The organism is Streptomyces sp. NPDC038213 (assembly GCF_055600495.1).
The window spans coordinates 271,445-289,321 of sequence record NZ_JBVJYM010000004.1; the positions used below are offsets into that span (position 1 = coordinate 271,445).

At 75.0% G+C, this 17,877-nt stretch carries 16 protein-coding genes; 10 read left to right on the forward strand and 6 right to left on the reverse strand.

What is annotated here, in order from left to right; translation table 11 throughout:
• Window positions 1-113 precede the first annotated feature (113 nt).
• From ACZ7JZ_RS08465 to ACZ7JZ_RS08475, 3 genes are all read right to left on the reverse strand, one after another.
• A complete protein-coding gene (locus ACZ7JZ_RS08465) occupies window positions 114-1,013 on the reverse strand; it encodes a DUF4436 domain-containing protein (RefSeq protein ID WP_470934753.1) in 900 nt (299 codons plus the stop codon).
• Window positions 1,014-1,063: 50 nt separating this feature from the next.
• Entirely contained in the window at window positions 1,064-2,221 is a 1,158-nt protein-coding gene (locus ACZ7JZ_RS08470; protein ID WP_470934756.1) for an agmatine deiminase family protein, read from the reverse strand.
• A gap of 196 nt (window positions 2,222-2,417) precedes the next feature.
• The gene (locus ACZ7JZ_RS08475) at window positions 2,418-3,077 is read right to left on the reverse strand and encodes a TetR/AcrR family transcriptional regulator (protein ID WP_470934759.1); all 660 of its coding nucleotides are present in this window, start codon (window positions 3,075-3,077) and stop codon (window positions 2,418-2,420) included.
• Window positions 3,078-3,200: 123 nt separating this feature from the next.
• Here ACZ7JZ_RS08475 and ACZ7JZ_RS08480 point away from each other — a divergent pair, with 123 nt between their 5' ends.
• From ACZ7JZ_RS08480 to ACZ7JZ_RS08520, 9 genes are all read left to right on the forward strand, one after another.
• A complete protein-coding gene (locus ACZ7JZ_RS08480; protein WP_470934762.1) occupies window positions 3,201-5,027 on the forward strand; it encodes a serine/threonine-protein kinase in 1,827 nt (608 codons plus the stop codon).
• Window positions 5,028-5,162: 135 nt separating this feature from the next.
• Window positions 5,163-6,314, forward strand: a complete 1,152-nt coding sequence (locus ACZ7JZ_RS08485; RefSeq protein ID WP_470934764.1) for an agmatine deiminase family protein — start codon at window positions 5,163-5,165, stop codon at window positions 6,312-6,314.
• An 86-nt stretch (window positions 6,315-6,400) separates the two neighbouring features.
• Complete coding sequence (locus ACZ7JZ_RS08490; protein ID WP_470934767.1) at window positions 6,401-6,982, forward strand: TetR/AcrR family transcriptional regulator; 582 nt, start codon at window positions 6,401-6,403, stop codon at window positions 6,980-6,982.
• A gap of 299 nt (window positions 6,983-7,281) precedes the next feature.
• The gene (locus ACZ7JZ_RS08495) at window positions 7,282-8,307 is read left to right on the forward strand and encodes an agmatine deiminase family protein (protein ID WP_470934770.1); all 1,026 of its coding nucleotides are present in this window, start codon (window positions 7,282-7,284) and stop codon (window positions 8,305-8,307) included.
• 87 nt (window positions 8,308-8,394) lie between these two features.
• The gene (locus ACZ7JZ_RS08500) at window positions 8,395-10,071 is read left to right on the forward strand and encodes an ABC transporter substrate-binding protein (RefSeq protein ID WP_470934773.1); all 1,677 of its coding nucleotides are present in this window, start codon (window positions 8,395-8,397) and stop codon (window positions 10,069-10,071) included.
• Window positions 10,068-11,027 (forward strand): ABC transporter permease, encoded by a 960-nt coding sequence (locus ACZ7JZ_RS08505; protein ID WP_470934776.1) that lies wholly within the window; start codon window positions 10,068-10,070, stop codon window positions 11,025-11,027. The genes ACZ7JZ_RS08500 and ACZ7JZ_RS08505 overlap by 4 nt, the downstream gene beginning before the upstream one ends.
• Entirely contained in the window at window positions 11,024-11,878 is an 855-nt protein-coding gene (locus ACZ7JZ_RS08510; protein WP_470934779.1) for an ABC transporter permease, read from the forward strand. Before ACZ7JZ_RS08505 ends, ACZ7JZ_RS08510 begins: the two co-directional genes overlap by 4 nt.
• A complete protein-coding gene (locus ACZ7JZ_RS08515; protein ID WP_470934782.1) occupies window positions 11,875-12,900 on the forward strand; it encodes an ABC transporter ATP-binding protein in 1,026 nt (341 codons plus the stop codon). Before ACZ7JZ_RS08510 ends, ACZ7JZ_RS08515 begins: the two co-directional genes overlap by 4 nt.
• Window positions 12,884-13,717: an ABC transporter ATP-binding protein gene (locus ACZ7JZ_RS08520; RefSeq protein WP_470934785.1), complete on the forward strand. Its 834-nt coding sequence runs from the start codon at window positions 12,884-12,886 to the stop codon at window positions 13,715-13,717. Before ACZ7JZ_RS08515 ends, ACZ7JZ_RS08520 begins: the two co-directional genes overlap by 17 nt.
• Before the next feature lie 162 nt (window positions 13,718-13,879).
• On the opposite strand, the gene ACZ7JZ_RS08525 is transcribed toward ACZ7JZ_RS08520, so the two are convergent.
• Window positions 13,880-14,557, reverse strand: a complete 678-nt coding sequence (locus tag ACZ7JZ_RS08525; RefSeq protein ID WP_470934788.1) for a TetR/AcrR family transcriptional regulator — start codon at window positions 14,555-14,557, stop codon at window positions 13,880-13,882.
• A gap of 228 nt (window positions 14,558-14,785) precedes the next feature.
• Here ACZ7JZ_RS08525 and ACZ7JZ_RS08530 point away from each other — a divergent pair, with 228 nt between their 5' ends.
• Entirely contained in the window at window positions 14,786-15,940 is a 1,155-nt protein-coding gene (locus tag ACZ7JZ_RS08530) for an agmatine deiminase family protein (protein WP_470934791.1), read from the forward strand.
• 72 nt (window positions 15,941-16,012) lie between these two features.
• Here the strand turns inward: ACZ7JZ_RS08530 and lysA are convergent, their stop codons facing one another.
• On the reverse strand, window positions 16,013-17,350 hold the full coding sequence (gene lysA, locus ACZ7JZ_RS08535) for a diaminopimelate decarboxylase (RefSeq protein ID WP_470934794.1): 1,338 nt from the start codon (window positions 17,348-17,350) through the stop codon (window positions 16,013-16,015).
• Window positions 17,347-17,730, reverse strand: coding sequence for an SAV_915 family protein (locus ACZ7JZ_RS08540; RefSeq protein ID WP_470934797.1), 384 nt, complete (start codon window positions 17,728-17,730; stop codon window positions 17,347-17,349). Before ACZ7JZ_RS08540 ends, lysA begins: the two co-directional genes overlap by 4 nt.
• Window positions 17,731-17,877 lie beyond the last annotated feature (147 nt).

Sequence of the window (17,877 nt, forward strand, 5' to 3'; positions counted from 1 at the left end):
GTGCGCTCGGCGCCCGAGCGCTCGCGCAGCCGCAGCGGGGTGATCACGGGCAGAACGGTCTCGGACCCGGGAGGTCCCTCCTGGTCAGGGAGGGGGCTGATGCCTCCCCGTGATCACGGACCGGCGGCCGGCTCCCCGGACGGGGCCTGCGCCGGGGGCTCGGCGCGGATCCCCGTGACGACCACCGTGACCAGGCAGAACGCGACCGCCACCTCCGCCCACAGGAAGGCCAGGTAGTCCAGCAGGCAGCCGATGGGCGGACTGCCCGGGGCCGCGTTGCGGAAGGCCGCCAGCGCGAACAGGGTCGCGGCCATCCAGCCCAGGGCCGGCCAGGTCAGCCCCTTGCGGCGGCTGACGAGGTACCAGGCGCCGATCAGCACGGACACCGCGAGCGCCCACATGGCCAGCATCATGAACACCGCGAACACGAGCACGCTCGTGGACCGGCTCAGCGCGATGTCGAGCACCGCGAACCCGTCCTCCTCGGCCCCGGTGTCCACCGAGGCCGAGAACAGCACGTCGTTGTTCGAGAGCAGGACGCGCACCGGCACCTTCTCCCCGCCCAGCAGCGCCTGGAACTCCACCGGCGCCCGGTACGAGTCGAAGGGGTAGTCCGTGATCGAGCCGCCCGCCAGGGCGACCGGCACGTCCACCGGGGAGATGCGCTGGTGCGCCTTGAAGGTCAGGTCCCCCCGGGTCGCCGTCGAGGTCTGCAGGACGAGGTCCTCCACCGGGGCGGCCCCGCCCGCCTCGGCGAGCTCCCCCCGGGGGGTGACCGTCACGCGCAGCACCATCTCCTGCGCCGCCGCGTCCACCCGCTGCACGGTCGCCCGGACGTCCACCCGGTCGGGCGACTCCCGGCCCGCCGCGTACACGGTGCCGAGGGCCTGCCGCTCCCCGAACTGGAGCCAGGCCCCCAGGCCCGCCGCCGCCACGATGGCGAGCAGCGCCAGGACGGGCAGCAGCGGGAGGCGGCGGGTTCGGGCGGGGGAGAGGCGGCGGGCCTGGGACACGGGGCTGGCTCCGTTGGTGTGCTGTTCGGGGTCGGGTCGGTGCGGCCCGGTCAGGCCGCGGGCCTGCCCGGCTGGTCGTGGGTGGCGCAGTGGATGCCGCCGCCGCCCGAGGCGATGGTGTCGATGGCGACCGGTACGACGTCCCGCTTGGGGAAGTGCTCCCGGAGGATCCCGCGGGCCCGGTCGTCGGCCTTGCGGTCCCCGAACTTCGGCATGAAGACGGCGTCGTTGGCGATGTAGAAGTTCGCGTACGTCGAGACGAAGTCGTCGCCCTCGCCCGTGATCCGGCCCAGGTCGGGCTGCGGCAGGTCGACGATCTCGAAGCGCCGGCCGCGGGCGTCGGTGGCCTTCGACAGCACCGAGTACGCCTGGTCGGCCGAGCGGGACCAGGAGTCCGGCGGGGTGCTGGGGTGGGCGCGGTCGAGCAGGATCACGCCGGGCTCGGTGAAGCGCACGAGGCTGTCGACGTGCGCGTCGGTGATGTCCTGGCCGCGGACCCCGGCCAGCCAGACCACCTTCTCCACGCCCAGGGACTGCTTCAGCTCGGCCGTGATGGTGTCCCGGCTCTTGCCGGGGTTGCGGTTCTTGTTGACCATCGAGCTCTCGGTGACGAGCAGGGTGCCCTCGCCGTCGGTCTCGAAGGAGCCGCCCTCGCCGGTGAGCGGGGAGGTGGTCCGCGGGATCTTGTACTTCTGGAGCAGGCGGCGGCCGACCGTGCCGTCGTTGCGGTGCTCCTGCTTGTTGCCCCAGCCGTTGAAGTTGAAGTCGACGCCGACGACCTTCCCGCCCTCCTCGACGAAGACGGGCACGGTGTCGCGGGCCCACAGGTCGTCCACGGCCAGCTCGATGACCTCGACCTGGTTGCCGCAGGCGCGCTGCGCCGCGTCGGCGTGCTCGGGGCGGGCCATCATGACGACCGCCTCGTACTCGGCCACGTTCCGGGCGATCCGGGCGATGTCCTCGCGGACGTAGCGCAGGTCCTCGTACCAGACCGAGGCCAGCGCGGGCCAGGACATGAAGGTGCGGGTGTGGCTGTCCCACTCCGCGCCGAAGCGGCGCTTGGCTCCGGCGGAGGGGCTCTGCGCCGGGCCGCTGGCGTTCTGGACCCCTTCGGCGGCCGGTCCGCAGGCGGCGGCGCCGGCGATGGCGGCGCCGATGCCGGCGATGGTGCGCAGGACGGTCCTGCGGGTGGCGGGCTGGAAGGACACGGGGGACTCCGTTCGTGGTCCGGCGGGACGGGCGTCCGGCCGGGCGGGGCGCGCTGGCGTCACACGGGCCGATGATTCGGGCTTAATGCTCTCTTGGGACAAGAGTGAGCGAAGCGCGCCGGAAATGGCTGCTTCGGACGAAAGGCGAAGCGGGTCTCGTGTCGTCACTCTGGCACTGACTGGAAATTCAGTCAATTCACGGTTCAAGGGAACCGAGCAGGCGGATTTCCGCTCCGAGCGCCTCGCGGAGCAGGCCGCGGGCGTGCTCCAGGGGGAGCAGTCCGCTCAGCCAGCGCACGCTCAGACCCTCCAGGAGGGCGGTCAGCCGCTCGGCGGCCGCCCCTGCCGCCCCGGCGGGGGCGGCGGGGCAGACCGCGGCCAGCCGGCCGGCGACCTCGGCCACCCAGGCGGCGCCCGCCGCGGCAAGGTCCTCCCGCAGTTCGGGGTCGAAGACGGAGTGCGCCCGCAGCTCCCCCCAGGCCGTGCTGTTCTCCCGCACCTCCGGCAGGTCCTGGAACTCCAGCAGCAGGGTCCGCTCCAGCAGGGCCAGCGGGCCGGCGGGGCCCGGCGCGCACCCGCCGGCCGCCCCTGCGGCGGGCCCCGCACCGGGGAGCCCGTCCGACCCCGCCCCGGCGCCCGGCCCCTCGTCGTACCCGGCGGTGTAGCGGTCCGCCCGGTCCCCGATGAAGGCGAGCGCGTGCCGCAGGATCCCCGGCCGGTCCTTGAAGTGGTAGTAGACCAGGCCCGTGGAGACCCCGGCCTCGGCCGCCAGGTCCGCCACCCGCAGCCCCCGCACGCCGCGGCGGGCGATGACCCGCGCGGCGCCCGCGAGGATGGCTCTCTTGCTGTCGCTCACTGTCCGTTGCCTCCGGCCGTATCGTCGCGGATGTCGCGTTGACTGAAAGTTTAGTCAGCAGGCACGATGCGCGCAGGCCCTCGCACGCGCAGGCCCCCCCGCACCGCACCGAAAGAGTCCCGCATGTCCACCTCCTCCCCGCAGCCCCCGTACCGGCCCGGCCCCTCCCCGGGCCCCGGCCCCCTCCCGGGCGCCCCTCCCGCAGCCGAACCCCGGCCCCCGGCCCCGCCCCCCTCCGGGGCGCTGGCCCCCGACGACCCCCGCGAGATCGGCGGCTACCGCCTGCACTCCCGGCTCGGAGCGGGCGGCATGGGCGTGGTCTACCTCGCCCACACCCCGGGCGGCCGCCCGATCGCGCTGAAGGCGGTCCGCCGCGAGTTCGCCGCGGACCCCGAGTTCCGCGAGCGGTTCGCCCAGGAGGTGGCCAGCGCCCGGCGGATCCACGGGCTGTTCACGGCCCAGGTGGTCGATTCGGGCACCGGCGACAGCACGCCCTGGCTCGCCACCGCGTACGTGCCGGGCCCCACCCTGCACGAGGTGGTGCGCCGGCACGGCCCGCTGCCCGTGCGCACGGTGCTGCTGCTCGTCGCGGGCATCGCCGAGGCCCTCCAGGCCATCCACCGCGCGGGAGTCGTCCACCGGGACCTCAAGCCCGCCAACGTGCTGATCGCGGCCGACGGCCCCAAGGTGATCGACTTCGGCATCGCCCGCGCCGCCGACTCCGTCGCCCTCACCGGCACCGGCCTGCGGGTCGGCACGGCCGCCTTCATGGCCCCCGAGCAGGCCCTCGGCCTCCAGGTGACCCCGGCCACCGACGTCTTCGCCCTCGGCGCGCTGACCGCGTACGTGTCCGGCGGCGGGCCCCCCTTCGGCGAGGGCCCCGAGTCCAGCTCCCTGTACCGGGTGGTCCACGAGCGCCCCGACCTCTCGCGCGTCCCGCCCGAACTGCACGAGCTGGTCGCGTGGTGCCTCGCCAAGGGCCCCGCGGACCGGCCCGCGACCGGCGCGCTGATCGCCGCCGTGCAGGCGCACCCCGCGGTCGGGGCGGGCGCCGGCTTCACCGAGGGCTGGCTGCCCGCCGCCGTCCTCGACGGCGCCGCTCCGCCGGTCCCGCCGACCGCGGGCCCCCCGGAGCCCACGGCCCTCGCGGCCACCGCGACGGGCACGCCGGCCCCCGCGCCCGCCGCCTCCGGCACGCACGCGGCCCGGGACCCTTACGGCCACCGGAAGCCGTACGCCCACCAGAATCCATACGCCCACCAGGGCCCGCACGCCCACCAGGACCCGTACGCCCACCAGGACCCGTACGCTCCCGACGACCCGTACGCCGCCCCCGGCCCGCCCCCGGCGCCGTACCCGGGCTTCCCGGCCCCGGGGCCCCACCCGGCGCCGGGCCCGCCCCCGGCAGCCGCCTCCGCGCCCACCCCGCCCCCCGGCCCCGGCCGCCGGGCCGCCGGGCGCCGCAAGCGGCGCCTCCCGGCGGTCCTCCTCGCGGTGGCCGCGACCCTGCTGGCCTGCGGCGCGGCCGTGTACTACCTGGACGCCCCGGCCGACGGGGCGGCGCCCCCGGCCTCCGCCTACCGGCCCGGCTACTCCCAGGCGGAGCTGGGCGTACCCGAGGGCTACGAGGTCGACCTCGCCGCCGGGAAGGTGGCCGCCGCGGACACCGCCGACTGGTACCTGGCCCGCGAAGGGCGGTCCTTCCTGCCCTCGGAGGAGTCCGACGCCTTCGCGGCCGAGTCGGCGGATCCCTCGGTGGCCGACTGCGTCCGCGGATTCGAGACCCGCCCCGCCGCCGCCCTGCCCTTCGGGGAGCTGGGCGAGGACCGCCCCTTCTGCGTGCGCAGTCCGGACCGGGAGCGGATCGCCGTGGTGTGGCTCGTCGAGGCGCCGCGGAGCGGCTCCGGGGGCCCGGTCACGGTGGTCGTGGACCTCTACCGCACGGGCTGAGGGGCCGGCACGGCCGCCGGGGCCGCGGCCCGGTGCGGGCGCCCGCACCCCTACAGGGGCGACAGGGGTTGACTGAATTTTCAGTTAACGCCAGGATGCCGACATCCCCCACTCCTTCCCCTCAGGAGAGCGATCGTGAATTCCTTCCCCACCTCCCGCCGCAGCCTCCTCCGCCTCGGAGCGGCCGCCGTACCGCTCGCCGCCCTGGCGCCCGTCCTGCCGTCCGCGGCCCGGGCGGCCGGTGCGGCGGCCGGCACGGGCGCCCTGCGGATGCCGGCGGAGGAGGGCCGCCACGTCCGCACGTACATGTCCTGGCCCGCGCTGTCCTCGGTCTGGCAGGACACCCTGGGCGCGGTCCGCCGCGATATCGCGGAGGTCGCCCACGCCGTCTCGCGCTTCGAGCCCGTCGTCGTCCTCGCCCGCCCCGGGCAGGCCGCGGACGCCCGCTACGCGTGCGGGCGCGGCGCCTACCACCGCATCGACGTGATCGAGATACCGGTGGACGACCTGTGGATCCGCGATTTCGGCCCCACCTTCGTCACCGGCGGCGGCGCGATCGCCGGGGTCGACACCAACTTCAACGGCTGGGGCAAGACGGGTACGAAGTACGCCCAGCCCTTCGCGAACGACGCGGCGGCGGCCCGCATCCTCCTGGACGAGTACGCGGTGCCCCGGATCGGGGCGGGCTTCGTGGGCGAGGGCGGTTCGCTGGAGACCGACGGCGAGGGCACCGTGATGGCCACCGTCAGCTCGATGGTCAACGCCAACCGCAACCCCGGCATGAGCCAGGACCAGGTGGAGCAGGCGATGAAGGCGGCGCTCGGCGCCGAGAAGGTCATCTGGGTGCCCGGCCTGGCCGGCCAGGACATCACGGACTGCCACATCGACTGCCTGGCCCGCTTCACGGCCCCCGGCCGGGTCATCCTGGACAAGCCGGGCCCGGGCGCCGACCCGAAGTGGGCGGCGGTCTACGAGGAGACCAAGCGGGTCCTGGCCTCCGCCACCGACGCCCGCGGCCGCAGCCTCGTCGTCACCGAGCTGCCGGGTCCCGACAAGAAGCGCATCCGCGGCGGGGGAGAGGAGTTCCTCGCCAGCTACACCAACTACTACACCGCCAACGGGGCCGTCATCGCACCGCAGTTCGGCGACGTGTACGCCGACGGCCTCGCGTACGCCATCCTCCAGTCCGCCTACCCCGACCGCTCCGTGGTGCAGGTGAAGATCGACGCTGTCGCCGCGGGCGGCGGCGGGATCCACTGCGCCACCCAGTCCCACCCGGCCGCCTGATGCCCCCGGCCCGGACGCCGGTCAGCCGCGCGCCGGCTGACGGGCCGACTGCGTCGGGCCCGCGGGCCCCCGGTAAAGTGCGGACCATGTCGTCTCGCAGCACTCAGATCCTCGAAGCGGCCGCCCGGGTGATCGCCCGGCGCGGGGTACGCGGGCTGCGCGTCGAGGAGCTGGCCGCCGAGGCCGGGGTCTCCACCGCCCTGATCTACTACCACTTCAAGGACCGCACCGGGGTCCTGCGGAGCACCCTCGAGTTCATCAACGACCGCGCCGAGCGGTACACCACCGACCGCGACCCGGACGCCCCGCCGCTCACGGCCCGGCAGGAGCTGGAGGAGACCCTCCTGCTGGAGCTCCAGGACACGGTGGAGGTCCGCGAGAACAGCTCCGCCTGGGGCGAACTGCGCGCCAGTGCGGTCTTCGACGAGGTGCTGCGCGAGGACCTCGCCCGCGCCACCCTGGTGTGGGTGCAGGAGGTCGCCGCCCTGCTGGGCCAGGTCCAGCCGATGGCGCCCGCCTCCTCGCTGGCCGCCGCGGCCGAGCGGCTCACCGCCCTGCTGGAGGGGCTCAGCATGCGCTGGCTCAGCGGCGGGGTCCGGATCGGGCACGCCCGGGACCTGATGCGCGGCGCCATCGAGGTCGAACTGTCCGCCCTCGGACACCGCTGACCGCCGGTACCGCCGGCCCGACTGCTCGTACGCCCGCCCCCGCCCCGTACCACCCGCCTGTACACCCCTCCTGAGGGGTGGAGTTCGACGCCGGGTAGCCATTGACTGAATTTTCAGTCAATGGGACAGTGGATCCTGAGCCACCCGGCCGTGCAGCGCACCTCCCGGGCCCCGCTCCGAGCGCCCTCCACCCCGTCGCCGACCTCACCGCGACCCCGCTCCCCTTTTTCTTCTCTCCACTCTTGACTGAATTTTCAGTCGAATGGAAGACTCCCTCAACGAACGAAATGAGACAGCAGATGTCCGAATACCGTATGCCTGCCGAGTGGTCCGCGCACGAGGGCTGCCTCATGGCCTGGCCCACCCGCGAGGACCTGTGGGGCAGCGTGCTCACCGAGGTGAAGGAGGAGTACGCCGCCGTCGCCCGCGCCATCGCCGCCTTCGAGCCCGTGACCATGGTCGCCCCGCCCGGCTCCGGCGACGACGCCCGCAGCCACTGCGGGGACGACGCCGCCATCACGGTCATCGAGCTGCCGGTCGACGACTCCTGGTTCCGCGACTCCGCCCCGCTCTTCGTCCTCGACGGCGACGGCAACCGCGCCGGCGTGGACTTCCGCTTCAACGCCTGGGGCTTCAAGCACCACCCCTTCGACGCGGACGACCGCATCAGCGCCCTGCTGCTCGACCACCTCGGCACCGAGCGGATCGCCTCCGACATGATCCTCGAGGGCGGCGCCGTCACCGTGGACGGGGAGGGCACCCTCATCACCACCGAGCAGTGCCTCCTGCACCCCAACCGCAACCCCGGCATGACGCGCGACGAGATCGAGGCCGAGCTCAAGTCCCGGCTCGGCGTCACCAAGGTCATCTGGCTGCCGTACGGCGGCCTGCTCGACACCGAGACCGACGGGCACGTCGACGGGGTCGCCGCCTTCGCCGCACCCGGCAGCGTGGTCGTCTCCCTGCCCGCCGACCCCTCCCACCCCGACTACGCCCGGATGCGGGCCAACCGGGCCGTGCTGGAGGCCGCCACCGACGCCCGCGGCCGCCGCCTGGAGCTCATCGACGTCCCGCAGACGGCCTTCGCGGACCTCGCCGACGGCCGCATCGAGGTCTCGTACCTCAACTACTACGTCGCCAACGGCGGCGTCGTGGTCCCCGTCGCCGGGGTGCCGCAGGACGAGGACGCCCTCGCCGTGATCGCCTCCGCCTACCCCGGCCGCAAGGTGGTCGGCGTCCGCGCCCTCGCCATCGCCTTCGGCGGCGGCGGCGTGCACTGCATCACCCAGCAGGTCCCCGCCGCCCGCCCGGCTGCCGCAGGCTGACGGCCGCCGCAGGCCCCCCGCGGACCGCCCGCCCCGGCGGTCCGCACGCTCCTCCCCCGCATCCCTCACGGAACAGAGAGCGCGAAGATGACCAGCTACCCACCCCGCACGGGCAGACACCCGCACCCCCCGGCCCCGCGCCGCACCCCCGGGCCCCGCGCCGCCGCGGCCGCCGCGCTGGCCTCCCTGGCCCTCCTCGCGGGCTGCGCGGGCCCGCCCAAGGACGCAGGGAGCGCGGTCACCGACTTCCGGCTCTCCGCCTCCACGCCCCTGCCCGCGGGCGGCATCGACTCCTTCACCTGGGCGCTGTACGCGGAACCGCCCACCCTCGACTACACGGTGGCCTTCGACTACCCGCAGAACACCGTGCTGTCCAACGTGTGCGAGAGCCTCATGCGCTGGACCCCCGGGCTCACCACCGAACCCGGCCTCGCCCGCAGGGCCGCCAACCCCGACCCCACCACCTGGGTCTACGACCTGCGCGAGGGCGTGCGCTTCCACGACGGCCGCACGATGACCGCCGACGACGTGGTCTTCAGCCTCGGCCGCCAGACGGACCCGGACAACGCCGCCGCCTGGGCGCAGGTCTTCCAGAACGTCGCCGCCGTCAAGAAGACCGGCCCGCTCCAGGTCACCGTCAAGCTGAAGAAGCCCGACTCGCAGTTCCCCCAGTACATGGCCACCGCCGCCGGCGTCGTCGCCTCGAAGGCCGGGGTCGAGGCCGCAGGCCGGGACTACGGCACCAGCGGCGGCCTCGCCTGCACCGGCCCCTTCAAGCTCGGCACCTGGAACAAGGGCCAGTCGATCCGGCTCGACCGCTTCGACGGCTACTGGGGCGACAAGGCCAGGGCCAAGCAGGTCGTCTTCCGCGTCCTGACCGACCCCTCCGCCCGCACCAACGCCATGCTCAGCGGAGAGGTCGACGGCGGCTACCTGATCCCCACCGAGAGCTACGCCCGGCTGCGCGGCAGCGGGGTCGGCACCCTCTACTTCGGCGAGGGCCTCAGCACGGTCAACGTCAACATCACCAACATGAAGGGCGTCCTCGGCGACGTCCGCGTCCGGCGCGCCCTCTCCCTGGCCCTGGACCGCAGCGGATTCGTCAAGGCCGGGCTCGGCGGGGCCGGCACCGCCACCAACTCCCTCACCACCCGCGCCGTCTGGGCCGCCGCACCCGAGAGCACCCTCAAGGCCGCCTTCGACGCACTGCCGCCCACCGGCCAGGACATCGAGCGCGCCAAGGCCCTGATCGAGGAGGCCAACGCCAAGGGCAGCACCCTGACCGTCGCCACCAGCTCCATCGGCCAGGACGTCTCCCTGCTCGCCACCGCCGTCCAGGCCGCGGGCAGCCGCATCGGCCTCGACATCAAGCTCAAGACCATCGCGCCCAACGCCTTCACGGCCCTGTTCACCGACCCCCAGGCGCGCGAGGGCATCGACATGTTCCCGCTCACCTACTACGACTCGATCACCGACCCGCTCGACCTGCTGCAGAACTTCAGGACCGGCGCCTACATGAACTTCGCCGGCTACAGCGACCCCGAGTACGACCGGCTCGTCGACCGGGCGGGCGGCACGTACGACCCGGGCAGGCGCATGGGCATCGAGGCCGAACTCCAGCGCCGCGCCGCCGAAGAGCTCCTGTGGATCCCCGTCGCCGAATGGCCCACCGCCGTCTTCCTCGGCAAGCGCATCACCGGGGCGCCCACCACCATCGCGTACATGTACTACCCGTGGGCCGCCGATGTGGGGGCCGCGCAGTGAGCTTCGCCCGATTCGCCGTCCGCCGGGTGCTGGAGATGGCCGCCACCCTCCTCGCCGCCTCCTTCCTCGTGTTCGGCGCCATGTACCTGGCGCCGGGCAGCCCGGCGAGCTTCCTGCTCGCCGGGCGGTCCGCCTCACCCGAGGCGCTGGCCGCGATCAACGCCCAGTACCACCTGGACGACCCCTTCCTCATCCGTTACCTCAGCTGGCTCGGCGACGTGCTCCAGGGCGACTTCGGCCGCTCGATCACCTACCGCACCGAGGTCTCCCGGCTGCTCGCCGACCGGCTGCCCGTGACCCTCCTGCTGATCGCCATGGCCCTGGCCCTGGTCGTCGCGGCGGGACTGGTGCTGGGCCGGATCGCCGCCGTGCGCGGCGGGGCCGCCGACTCGGCGGTCCTCCTCGGCACCACCCTCGCCGTCGGCACCCCGTCCTTCGTCGCGGCCGTCCTCCTCCAGGGCCTCTTCGCCGTCCGGCTCGGCTGGTTCCCCAGCAGCGGGGCCGGCGAGGGCTTCGCCGACATGCTGTGGCACCTCACCCTGCCCGCGGTCGCCCTCGCGCTCTACCTGATCGGGATGCTGGCCCGCGTCACCCGCTCCGCCATGCTCGAAGCCCTCGACAGCGAGCACGTCACCGTCGCCCGCAGCCGCGGGGTCCCCGAGCGCCAGGTCATCCGCCGCCACGTCTTCCGCAACTCCCTCGGCACGGTCCTGACCACCGGCGGGCTCATCGTCTCCACCCTGCTCGTGTGCACCGTGCTCGTCGAGACCGCCTTCAGCATCGGCGGGATCGGACAGCTCCTCGAACTGTCCACCAGCACCAAGGACTTCCCCACCGTCCAGGCCATCTCGCTGATCATCGTCGCCCTCTTCATGACGGTGAACCTGCTCGTGGACCTGCTCCTGCCCCTGGTCGACCCGCGGGTCACCCTGGAATCCCGGAGGGCCGCCGCATGACCGCCGTCCTCACCCGCCGGCCGGGCCTCGCCCGGATCCGCACCACCCGCTCCCCGCTCCACGCGCTCTGCCTGGCCCTCGTCGCCCTGATCGTCCTCGCGGCCCTCCTGGCCCCCTGGCTGGCGCCGTACGACCCCAACGCCGTCGACCTCGGCAACGCCCTCGCCGGACCCTCCGCCGCCCACCCCCTCGGCGTGGACGCCGCCGGCCGCGACACCCTCTCGCGGCTCCTGCTGGGCGCCCGCACCTCCCTGCTCGGCCCCCTCGGCGTGGTCGCCTCCTCCACCGTCGCCGGCATCGCCGTCGGGATGACCGCCGCCTGGCGCGGCGGCCGCATCGACTCCCTGCTCTCCCGCAGCACGGAACTCGTCTTCGCGTTCCCCGGGATGCTGCTCGCCATCCTGATCATCTCGGTGTACGGCGAGGGGCTGCTCGCCCCCGTCATCGCCCTCGCCGTGGCCTACCTGCCCTACGTCAGCCGGCTCACCCGCTCGCTGGTCCTCGCCGAGCGCTCCCGCCCGTACGTCAGCGCCTACCTGGTCCAGGGCCACTCGGCGGTACAGATCTGCCTGCGCCACATCCTCCCCAACATCGCCCCCGTCGTCCTCGCCCAGTCCACCGTGAACTTCGGCTACGCCCTCATGGACCTCGCCGGACTCTCCTTCCTCGGACTCGGCGTGCCCGCGCTCACCCCCGACTGGGGCCGCATGGTCTTCGACGGGCAGACCGCCGTCCAGCACGGCTACCCGCTCGCCGCGGTACTGCCCTGCGCCTTCATCGTGCTCACCGTCGTCGCCTTCAACGTCGTGGGCGAGCGCTGGGCCGACCGCGTCGCCAGGAGGGACCGATGACCGCCGCCACCGGCCGGGACACCACCACCGCCGCCGAACCCGCCCTCGACATCCGCGGACTGCGGATCACCCTCCCCGGCACCGCCCGCCCCGTCCTCGACGGCATCGACCTCACCGTCGCCGCCGGCGAGACCGTCGCCCTCGTCGGCGAGTCCGGCTCCGGCAAGAGCATCACCTCCCGCAGCGCCCTGCGGCTGCTGCCGCCCGGCGCCGCCGTGGAGGGCAGCGTCCGGGTCCGCGGCGAGGACGTGCTCGCCCTGGACGCCGGCCGGCTGCGCGACGTGCGCGCCACCGCCGCCGCCATGGTCTTCCAGGACCCGCGCGCCGCGGTCAACCCGCTGCGCCGCATCGGGGACTTCCTCACCGAGGGGGCCGTCCTCACCGGGGCCATGACCGCCGGGCGGGCCGCCGCCCGCGCCGCCGAACTCCTGCGCGCCGTGGGCCTCGACGAGTCCGTACAGCGCAAGTACCCCGGCCAGGTCTCCGGCGGCATGCTCCAGCGGGTGGTCATCGCCGCCGCCCTCATGGGCGACCCCGTGCTCCTGCTGGCCGACGAGCCCACCACGGCCCTCGACGTCACCAGCCAGGCCGAGGTCGTCGCCCTCCTCGCCGCACTGCGCGAACGCTTCGGCACCGGGCTGCTGTTCGTCACCCACGACCTCGACCTCGCCGCCGCCGTCAGCGACCGCGTGTACGTCATGTACGCCGGCCGCATCGCCGAGAGCGGCCCCGCCGGGGACCTCTTCGCCCGCCCCCGCCACCCGTACACGGCCGCCCTCCTGGCCTCCACCCCCCGCATGGACGGCCCCCGCGGCCGGCTCGCCGCGATCCAGGGGCAGCCGCCGGACCTGCGCGAGCCCCTGGCGGGCTGCGCCTTCGCGGCGCGCTGCCCGCTGGCCACCGAGGTGTGCGACCGGCAGGCCCCGGAGCCCGCCGCGGCCCCCGGCCGGCCCGGCCACCGGGCCGCCTGCCACCACAGCGACCAGCTCGAAGGGAGCGCCGCGGATGCCGCCGGAGCCTGAGAACGCGCCTGCGCGCCACGTCCTTGAGGTACGCGGACTGCACCGGGCCTACGGAGCCGTCCGCGCCGTGGACGACGTGTCCTTCGCCCTTCCCGCGGGCGGCTCGCTGGGCATCGTGGGGGAGTCGGGCTCCGGCAAGACCACCACCGCCCGCATCGTCGTCGGCCTCGACCGCGCCGACGCGGGGGAGGTGCTGGTCAACGGAGTCCCGCGGACCACGGGCGGCACCGGCCGGCCCCGGGGCCGCGCCGCCCGGCTGGCCCGGGCCCGCGAGGTCCAGATGGTCTTCCAGGACCCGTACCTGTCCCTCGATCCGCGCACCAGCGTCGAGGCGGCCCTGCGCAAGACCCTGGCGCTGCACTTCCCCGGCGGGGACCACGCGCGGCGCATCCGCGAACTGCTCGACCAGGTCGGACTGGGCACCCGGGCCGCCGACGCCCTGCCCCGCTCCCTGTCGGGCGGCCAGCGCCAGCGCGTCGCCATCGCGCGGGCCCTGGCCGTGGAGCCCGCCGTGCTCGTCCTCGACGAGGCGGTGGCCGCCCTCGACGTGTCCGTCCAGGCGCAGATCCTCAACCTGCTGGCCGACGTGCGCGAACAGACCGGCATCGGCTACCTGTTCATCACCCACGACCTCGGGGTGGTGCGGTGCGTCACCGACGAGATCGTCGTGATGCGGCACGGCGCCGTGGTCGAACAGGGCCCCACGCAGGAGGTGCTGGCCGGGCCCCGGCACCCGTACACCCGCCTCCTGCTGGGGTCGGTGCCGCGGCCCGGCTGGGACCCGGCGGCCATCGCGGCGGCCCGGCGGGCGATGTAGGGCGGGCGCACGGGGCCCCGCGGGGGCGTACGGGCTCCTGCCCCCCGGGCTCGTACGGGCTTCTCCCGTACGGCCTGCCCCCCCCCGGGCTCGTCCGGGGCTTCCCGAGCGGGTACGGCATCCCGGCGCGTACGCCCCTCCCCGGCCCGCACGGGCTCCGGGTCAGGGCGCCGGGCGGGTCCCGGCGGCGAGGGTGCGGACCAGCATGCGCAGGACCGCCTCGGGATCGGCGGCGGAGCCCAGCGACTCGGCTGCGGCCAGCCCGTCCACGGCGGCGGCGACGGCCTCGCCCAGCAGCTCCGGGTCCACGCCCCCGGCGCCCTCCGCGGCCCGTTCCTCGGCCAGGACGCGGAACAGCGCGGTGAAGCAGCCGCGCCAGCGCCGGTACTCGGTCTCGAGGGCCGCGCGGACCCGCTCGTCGTTCAGGGCGTGCCAGTGCAGGGCCGCGTGCAGGTGCGAGAGCTCCGTGCCCTCGGGCCGGGAGAGCACGCCGACCAGCCGCCCGGTGCGCTCCTCGAAGGAGCCGGGACCGGACACCGCCTCCTCCAGCGGGTGGATCCACTCCGGGCGGATGTCCGCGACCACCGCCAGCACCAGGTCCGTGCGGTCCTGGAAGTGGTAGTGGCACATCCCGTGCGAAACCCCGCACAGGGCGGCCACGTTGCGGGTCGTGAACCGCTCGGCCATCCCGCCCGCGAGGAGGGTCCGCGCGGCGGCGATGAGGCGCGCCCGGGTCTGCTCGCCCTTCGCGGAGGCCCGGCTCCGGCCGGTGCGGGGCGGCGGGGCGGTCGGGCCGGACGTGTCCGGGGATTCCTCGGATTCCTTCACGGAGGCAGCCATGGCGCCACTCTAACCAGCCGCCCCGCCGCCACCTGCGGCTTCCCCCGATCCGCTGCCGGCCGGCGGCCCGGCTGCGGCCCGCCCGCCGCGGATCCGTCCGGAAGAATCCTGCCGCAACTATTGACCGAGCGCTTGGCCAGTTTTAGCTTTCCGGTCAACTCCCCTTCCCCGCAGCGGAGTCGGGTACGGCCTCCAGCCCCCCAGCCCACGTCAACCGAGGAGCCCTTCATGAACGCTCACGCACCGACCCCGCCCGCCGAGGGCCTGGGCAGGCGCCGCTTCCTGGCCGCCGCCGGACTTGCCGCGGCCGGAGCCGCCATCGCGGCCACCCAGGGCCGGGCCGGAGCCGCGGCGGCCCGCCCCGCCGCGGCAGCGGGCGCCTTCCGGGTGCCGATCGAGGACGTCCGCCACACCCGCACCTGGATGGCCTGGCCCGACTCCTCCTCGATCTGGGGGAACAAGCTCAGCGGGGTTCAGAACGACATCGCGCTGATCGCCCGTACGATCGCCAAGTACGAGCCGGTCTACCTCTGCGCCAACTCCGCCAGCGCCTCGCGGGCCCGCTCCCTGTGCGGCCCCGCCGTCACCGTGGTCAGCACGATCCCCGTGGACGACTGCTGGATGCGCGACACCGGCCCGGTCTTCCGCACCGACGGCGCGGGCGGCCTGGACGCGGTCGGCCTGAACTTCAACGGCTGGGGCAACAAGCAGACCCACGCCCGCGACGCCCTCGTCGCCGGCCGCGTCGCCTCCTACCTCGGCCTGCCCTTCACCTCCGCCGCACTGGTCGGCGAGGGCGGCGCCGTGGAGCAGGACGGCGCCGGCACCCTGATGGCCACCCGCAGCAGCCTCGTCAACCGCAACCGCAACCCCAGCCTCTCGCAGAGCCAGATCGAGGCGGCCCTGTGCGCGGCGTACGGGGCCACCAAGGTCATCTGGTTCGACGGGGTCTACGGGCAGGACATCACCGACGACCACGTGGACGCGACCTCGCGCTTCCTCGCCCCGGGCAGGGCCCTGGTCCAGATGCCGCTGTCCACCGACAACGACGTCTACGCCAAGGACGCCCGCCAGCAGTACCAGATCCTCTCCTCCGCCACGACCGCGGGCGGCGCCCGCATGACGGTGGAGAAGCTCCAGGGCCCCGACTACTACAAGATCCGCTCCACCAACCCGGACTTCCTCGCCTCCTACGCCAACTACTACGTCTGCAACGGGGCCGTCATCAGCGGCCAGTTCGGCGACACCCGCGCCGACAGCGCCTCCAGGGCCACCCTGGCGCGGCTCTTCCCGGGCCGCGTCGTCGAACAGCTCAACATCGACCGCCTCGGGGCGGGCGGCGGCGGCATCCACTGCGTCACCCAGCAGCAGCCGGCGGCGTAGCACAGCGGGCGGGCGGCGGTCCGGCGGCGGGGCCGGCCCCGGGCAGGGGGTCCGGCCCCGCCGCCCGCCGCATCAGTCCCCGACGTCGCGCCGCCGCAGGTCCTCCAGCGTCTCGCGGCGCACCAGCAGCCGGGCCGCGCCCCCGTGGACCGACACCACCGGGGGCCGGCCCACCATGTTGTAGCCGGAGGCCATCGACAGCTGGTACGCCCCGGCCACCGGGACGGCCAGCAGGTCGCCGGGGCGTACGTCGCCCGGCAGCTCCACCCCGGCGGCGAGCACGTCCCCGGCCTCGCAGTGCCGGCCGACCACCGTGGCTGTGCGGGGCCCGGCCGCCGGGGCCCGGCCGATCAGCCGGGGCGCGTAGCGGACCCCGTACAGCGCCGGCCGGGGGTTGTCGCTCATCCCGCCGTCCACGGCGGCGAACAGCGTCCCGCCGCTCTCCTTGACGGCCAGCACCCGGTACAGCGCCACCCCGGCCGGGCCGACCACGGCCCGGCCCGGCTCCACCGCCAGCCGCGGTACGGGCAGCCCGGCCGCGGCGCACTCGCGGGCCAGGGCCGCCCGCAGGGCCGCGGCGAGGGCGGGCAGGTCGAGGGCGGGCTCGCCGGGCCGGTACGCGATGCCGTGGCCGCCGCCGAGGTCGAGCTCGGGCAGCGCGGTGCCGTGGGCGTCGCGCACCGCGGCCGTCAGGGCCACCATCCGCCGCAGGGCGGTCAGATAGGGCTCCACCCCGGTGATCTGGGAGCCGATGTGGCAGTGCAGGCCGGTCAGTTCCAGCTGGGGCTGGGCCAGGATGCGGGCCACGGCGCGCAGCGCGGACCCGTCGGCGGCCGACAGCCCGAACTTCTGGCCCTCCGTACCGGTGCGGACCTTCTCGTGGCCGCCCGCGGACACCCCGGGCACCACGCGGACCATCACCTTCTGGTGCCCGCGCGGACCGACCGCGGCGGCGATCCGGGCGATCTCGGACGGGCTGTCGATCACGATGCGCCCGACGCCGAGCCGCAGCGCGCTGTCGAGGTCGCGCGGCGACTTCGCGTTGCCGTGCAGCAGGATCCGCTCCGGCGGGAAGCCCGCCGTGACGGCGAGTTCGAGCTCGCCCGCCGAGCAGACGTCCAGCCCGAGCCCCTCCTCGCGGATCCAGCGGACCACCGCGCGGGAGAGGAAGGCCTTGGCGGCGTAGTAGACCTCGGCCTCGGGGAGGGCGGCCCGGTAGCCGCGGCAGCGGGCGCGCACCTCGCCCTCGTCGAGTACGTAGAGGGGGGTGCCGTAGCGCTCGGCGAGGCCGGTGAGGTCCACTCCGCCGACGGCCAGGCCGCCGTGCGCGAGCGCGACCGTGGAGGCGGGCCAGACGCCGGGTGCGGGGTCCGTGGCGCAGCCGGCCGCGGGGGCGAGCGCCGTGGTCATCGCGCGCCCTCCCGCCGGGCGGCCGGTGCCGGTACCGGGTCAGGTGCGGGGGCCGCTGCGGGGGAGGGGTGCGGCGCGGGTGCGGACGCGGCCACCGCGGGGGCGGTGAACCTCGGGTCCACGGTCAGCAGCTGCGCCCCGAGCGGCGCGGCCAGGGAGCGGAGCGCCGGTTCGGACAGCAGGATCCACGGCTGGCGCTCCCCGAGGGTCGCGGCCAGCAGGGCGGGGCCCGTGAAGCCGACGGCGGTGCGGGCGCCCAGCGGGGTGCGGAACATGCGGACCGCCACCCCCGCCCTGCCCGGCCGGACGGGGACGCAGAGCAGTCCGGCCGGGACGCGTTCCTCGGGTTCGGGGTCGTTCTCGTAGCGGAACAGGCACATCGGGGCCTCCTGGGAGCCGTGGTCGACAGCCGGTTCCCCGGGACGCGGGGAGGCGGTCCGGGGCGGCTCCCGAAAGCTATGCCCGTACGGGTCCCCCCGTGGCCCGCCCCTGACGCGATCCTGACGGCGGGGGCCGCGGAACTGACG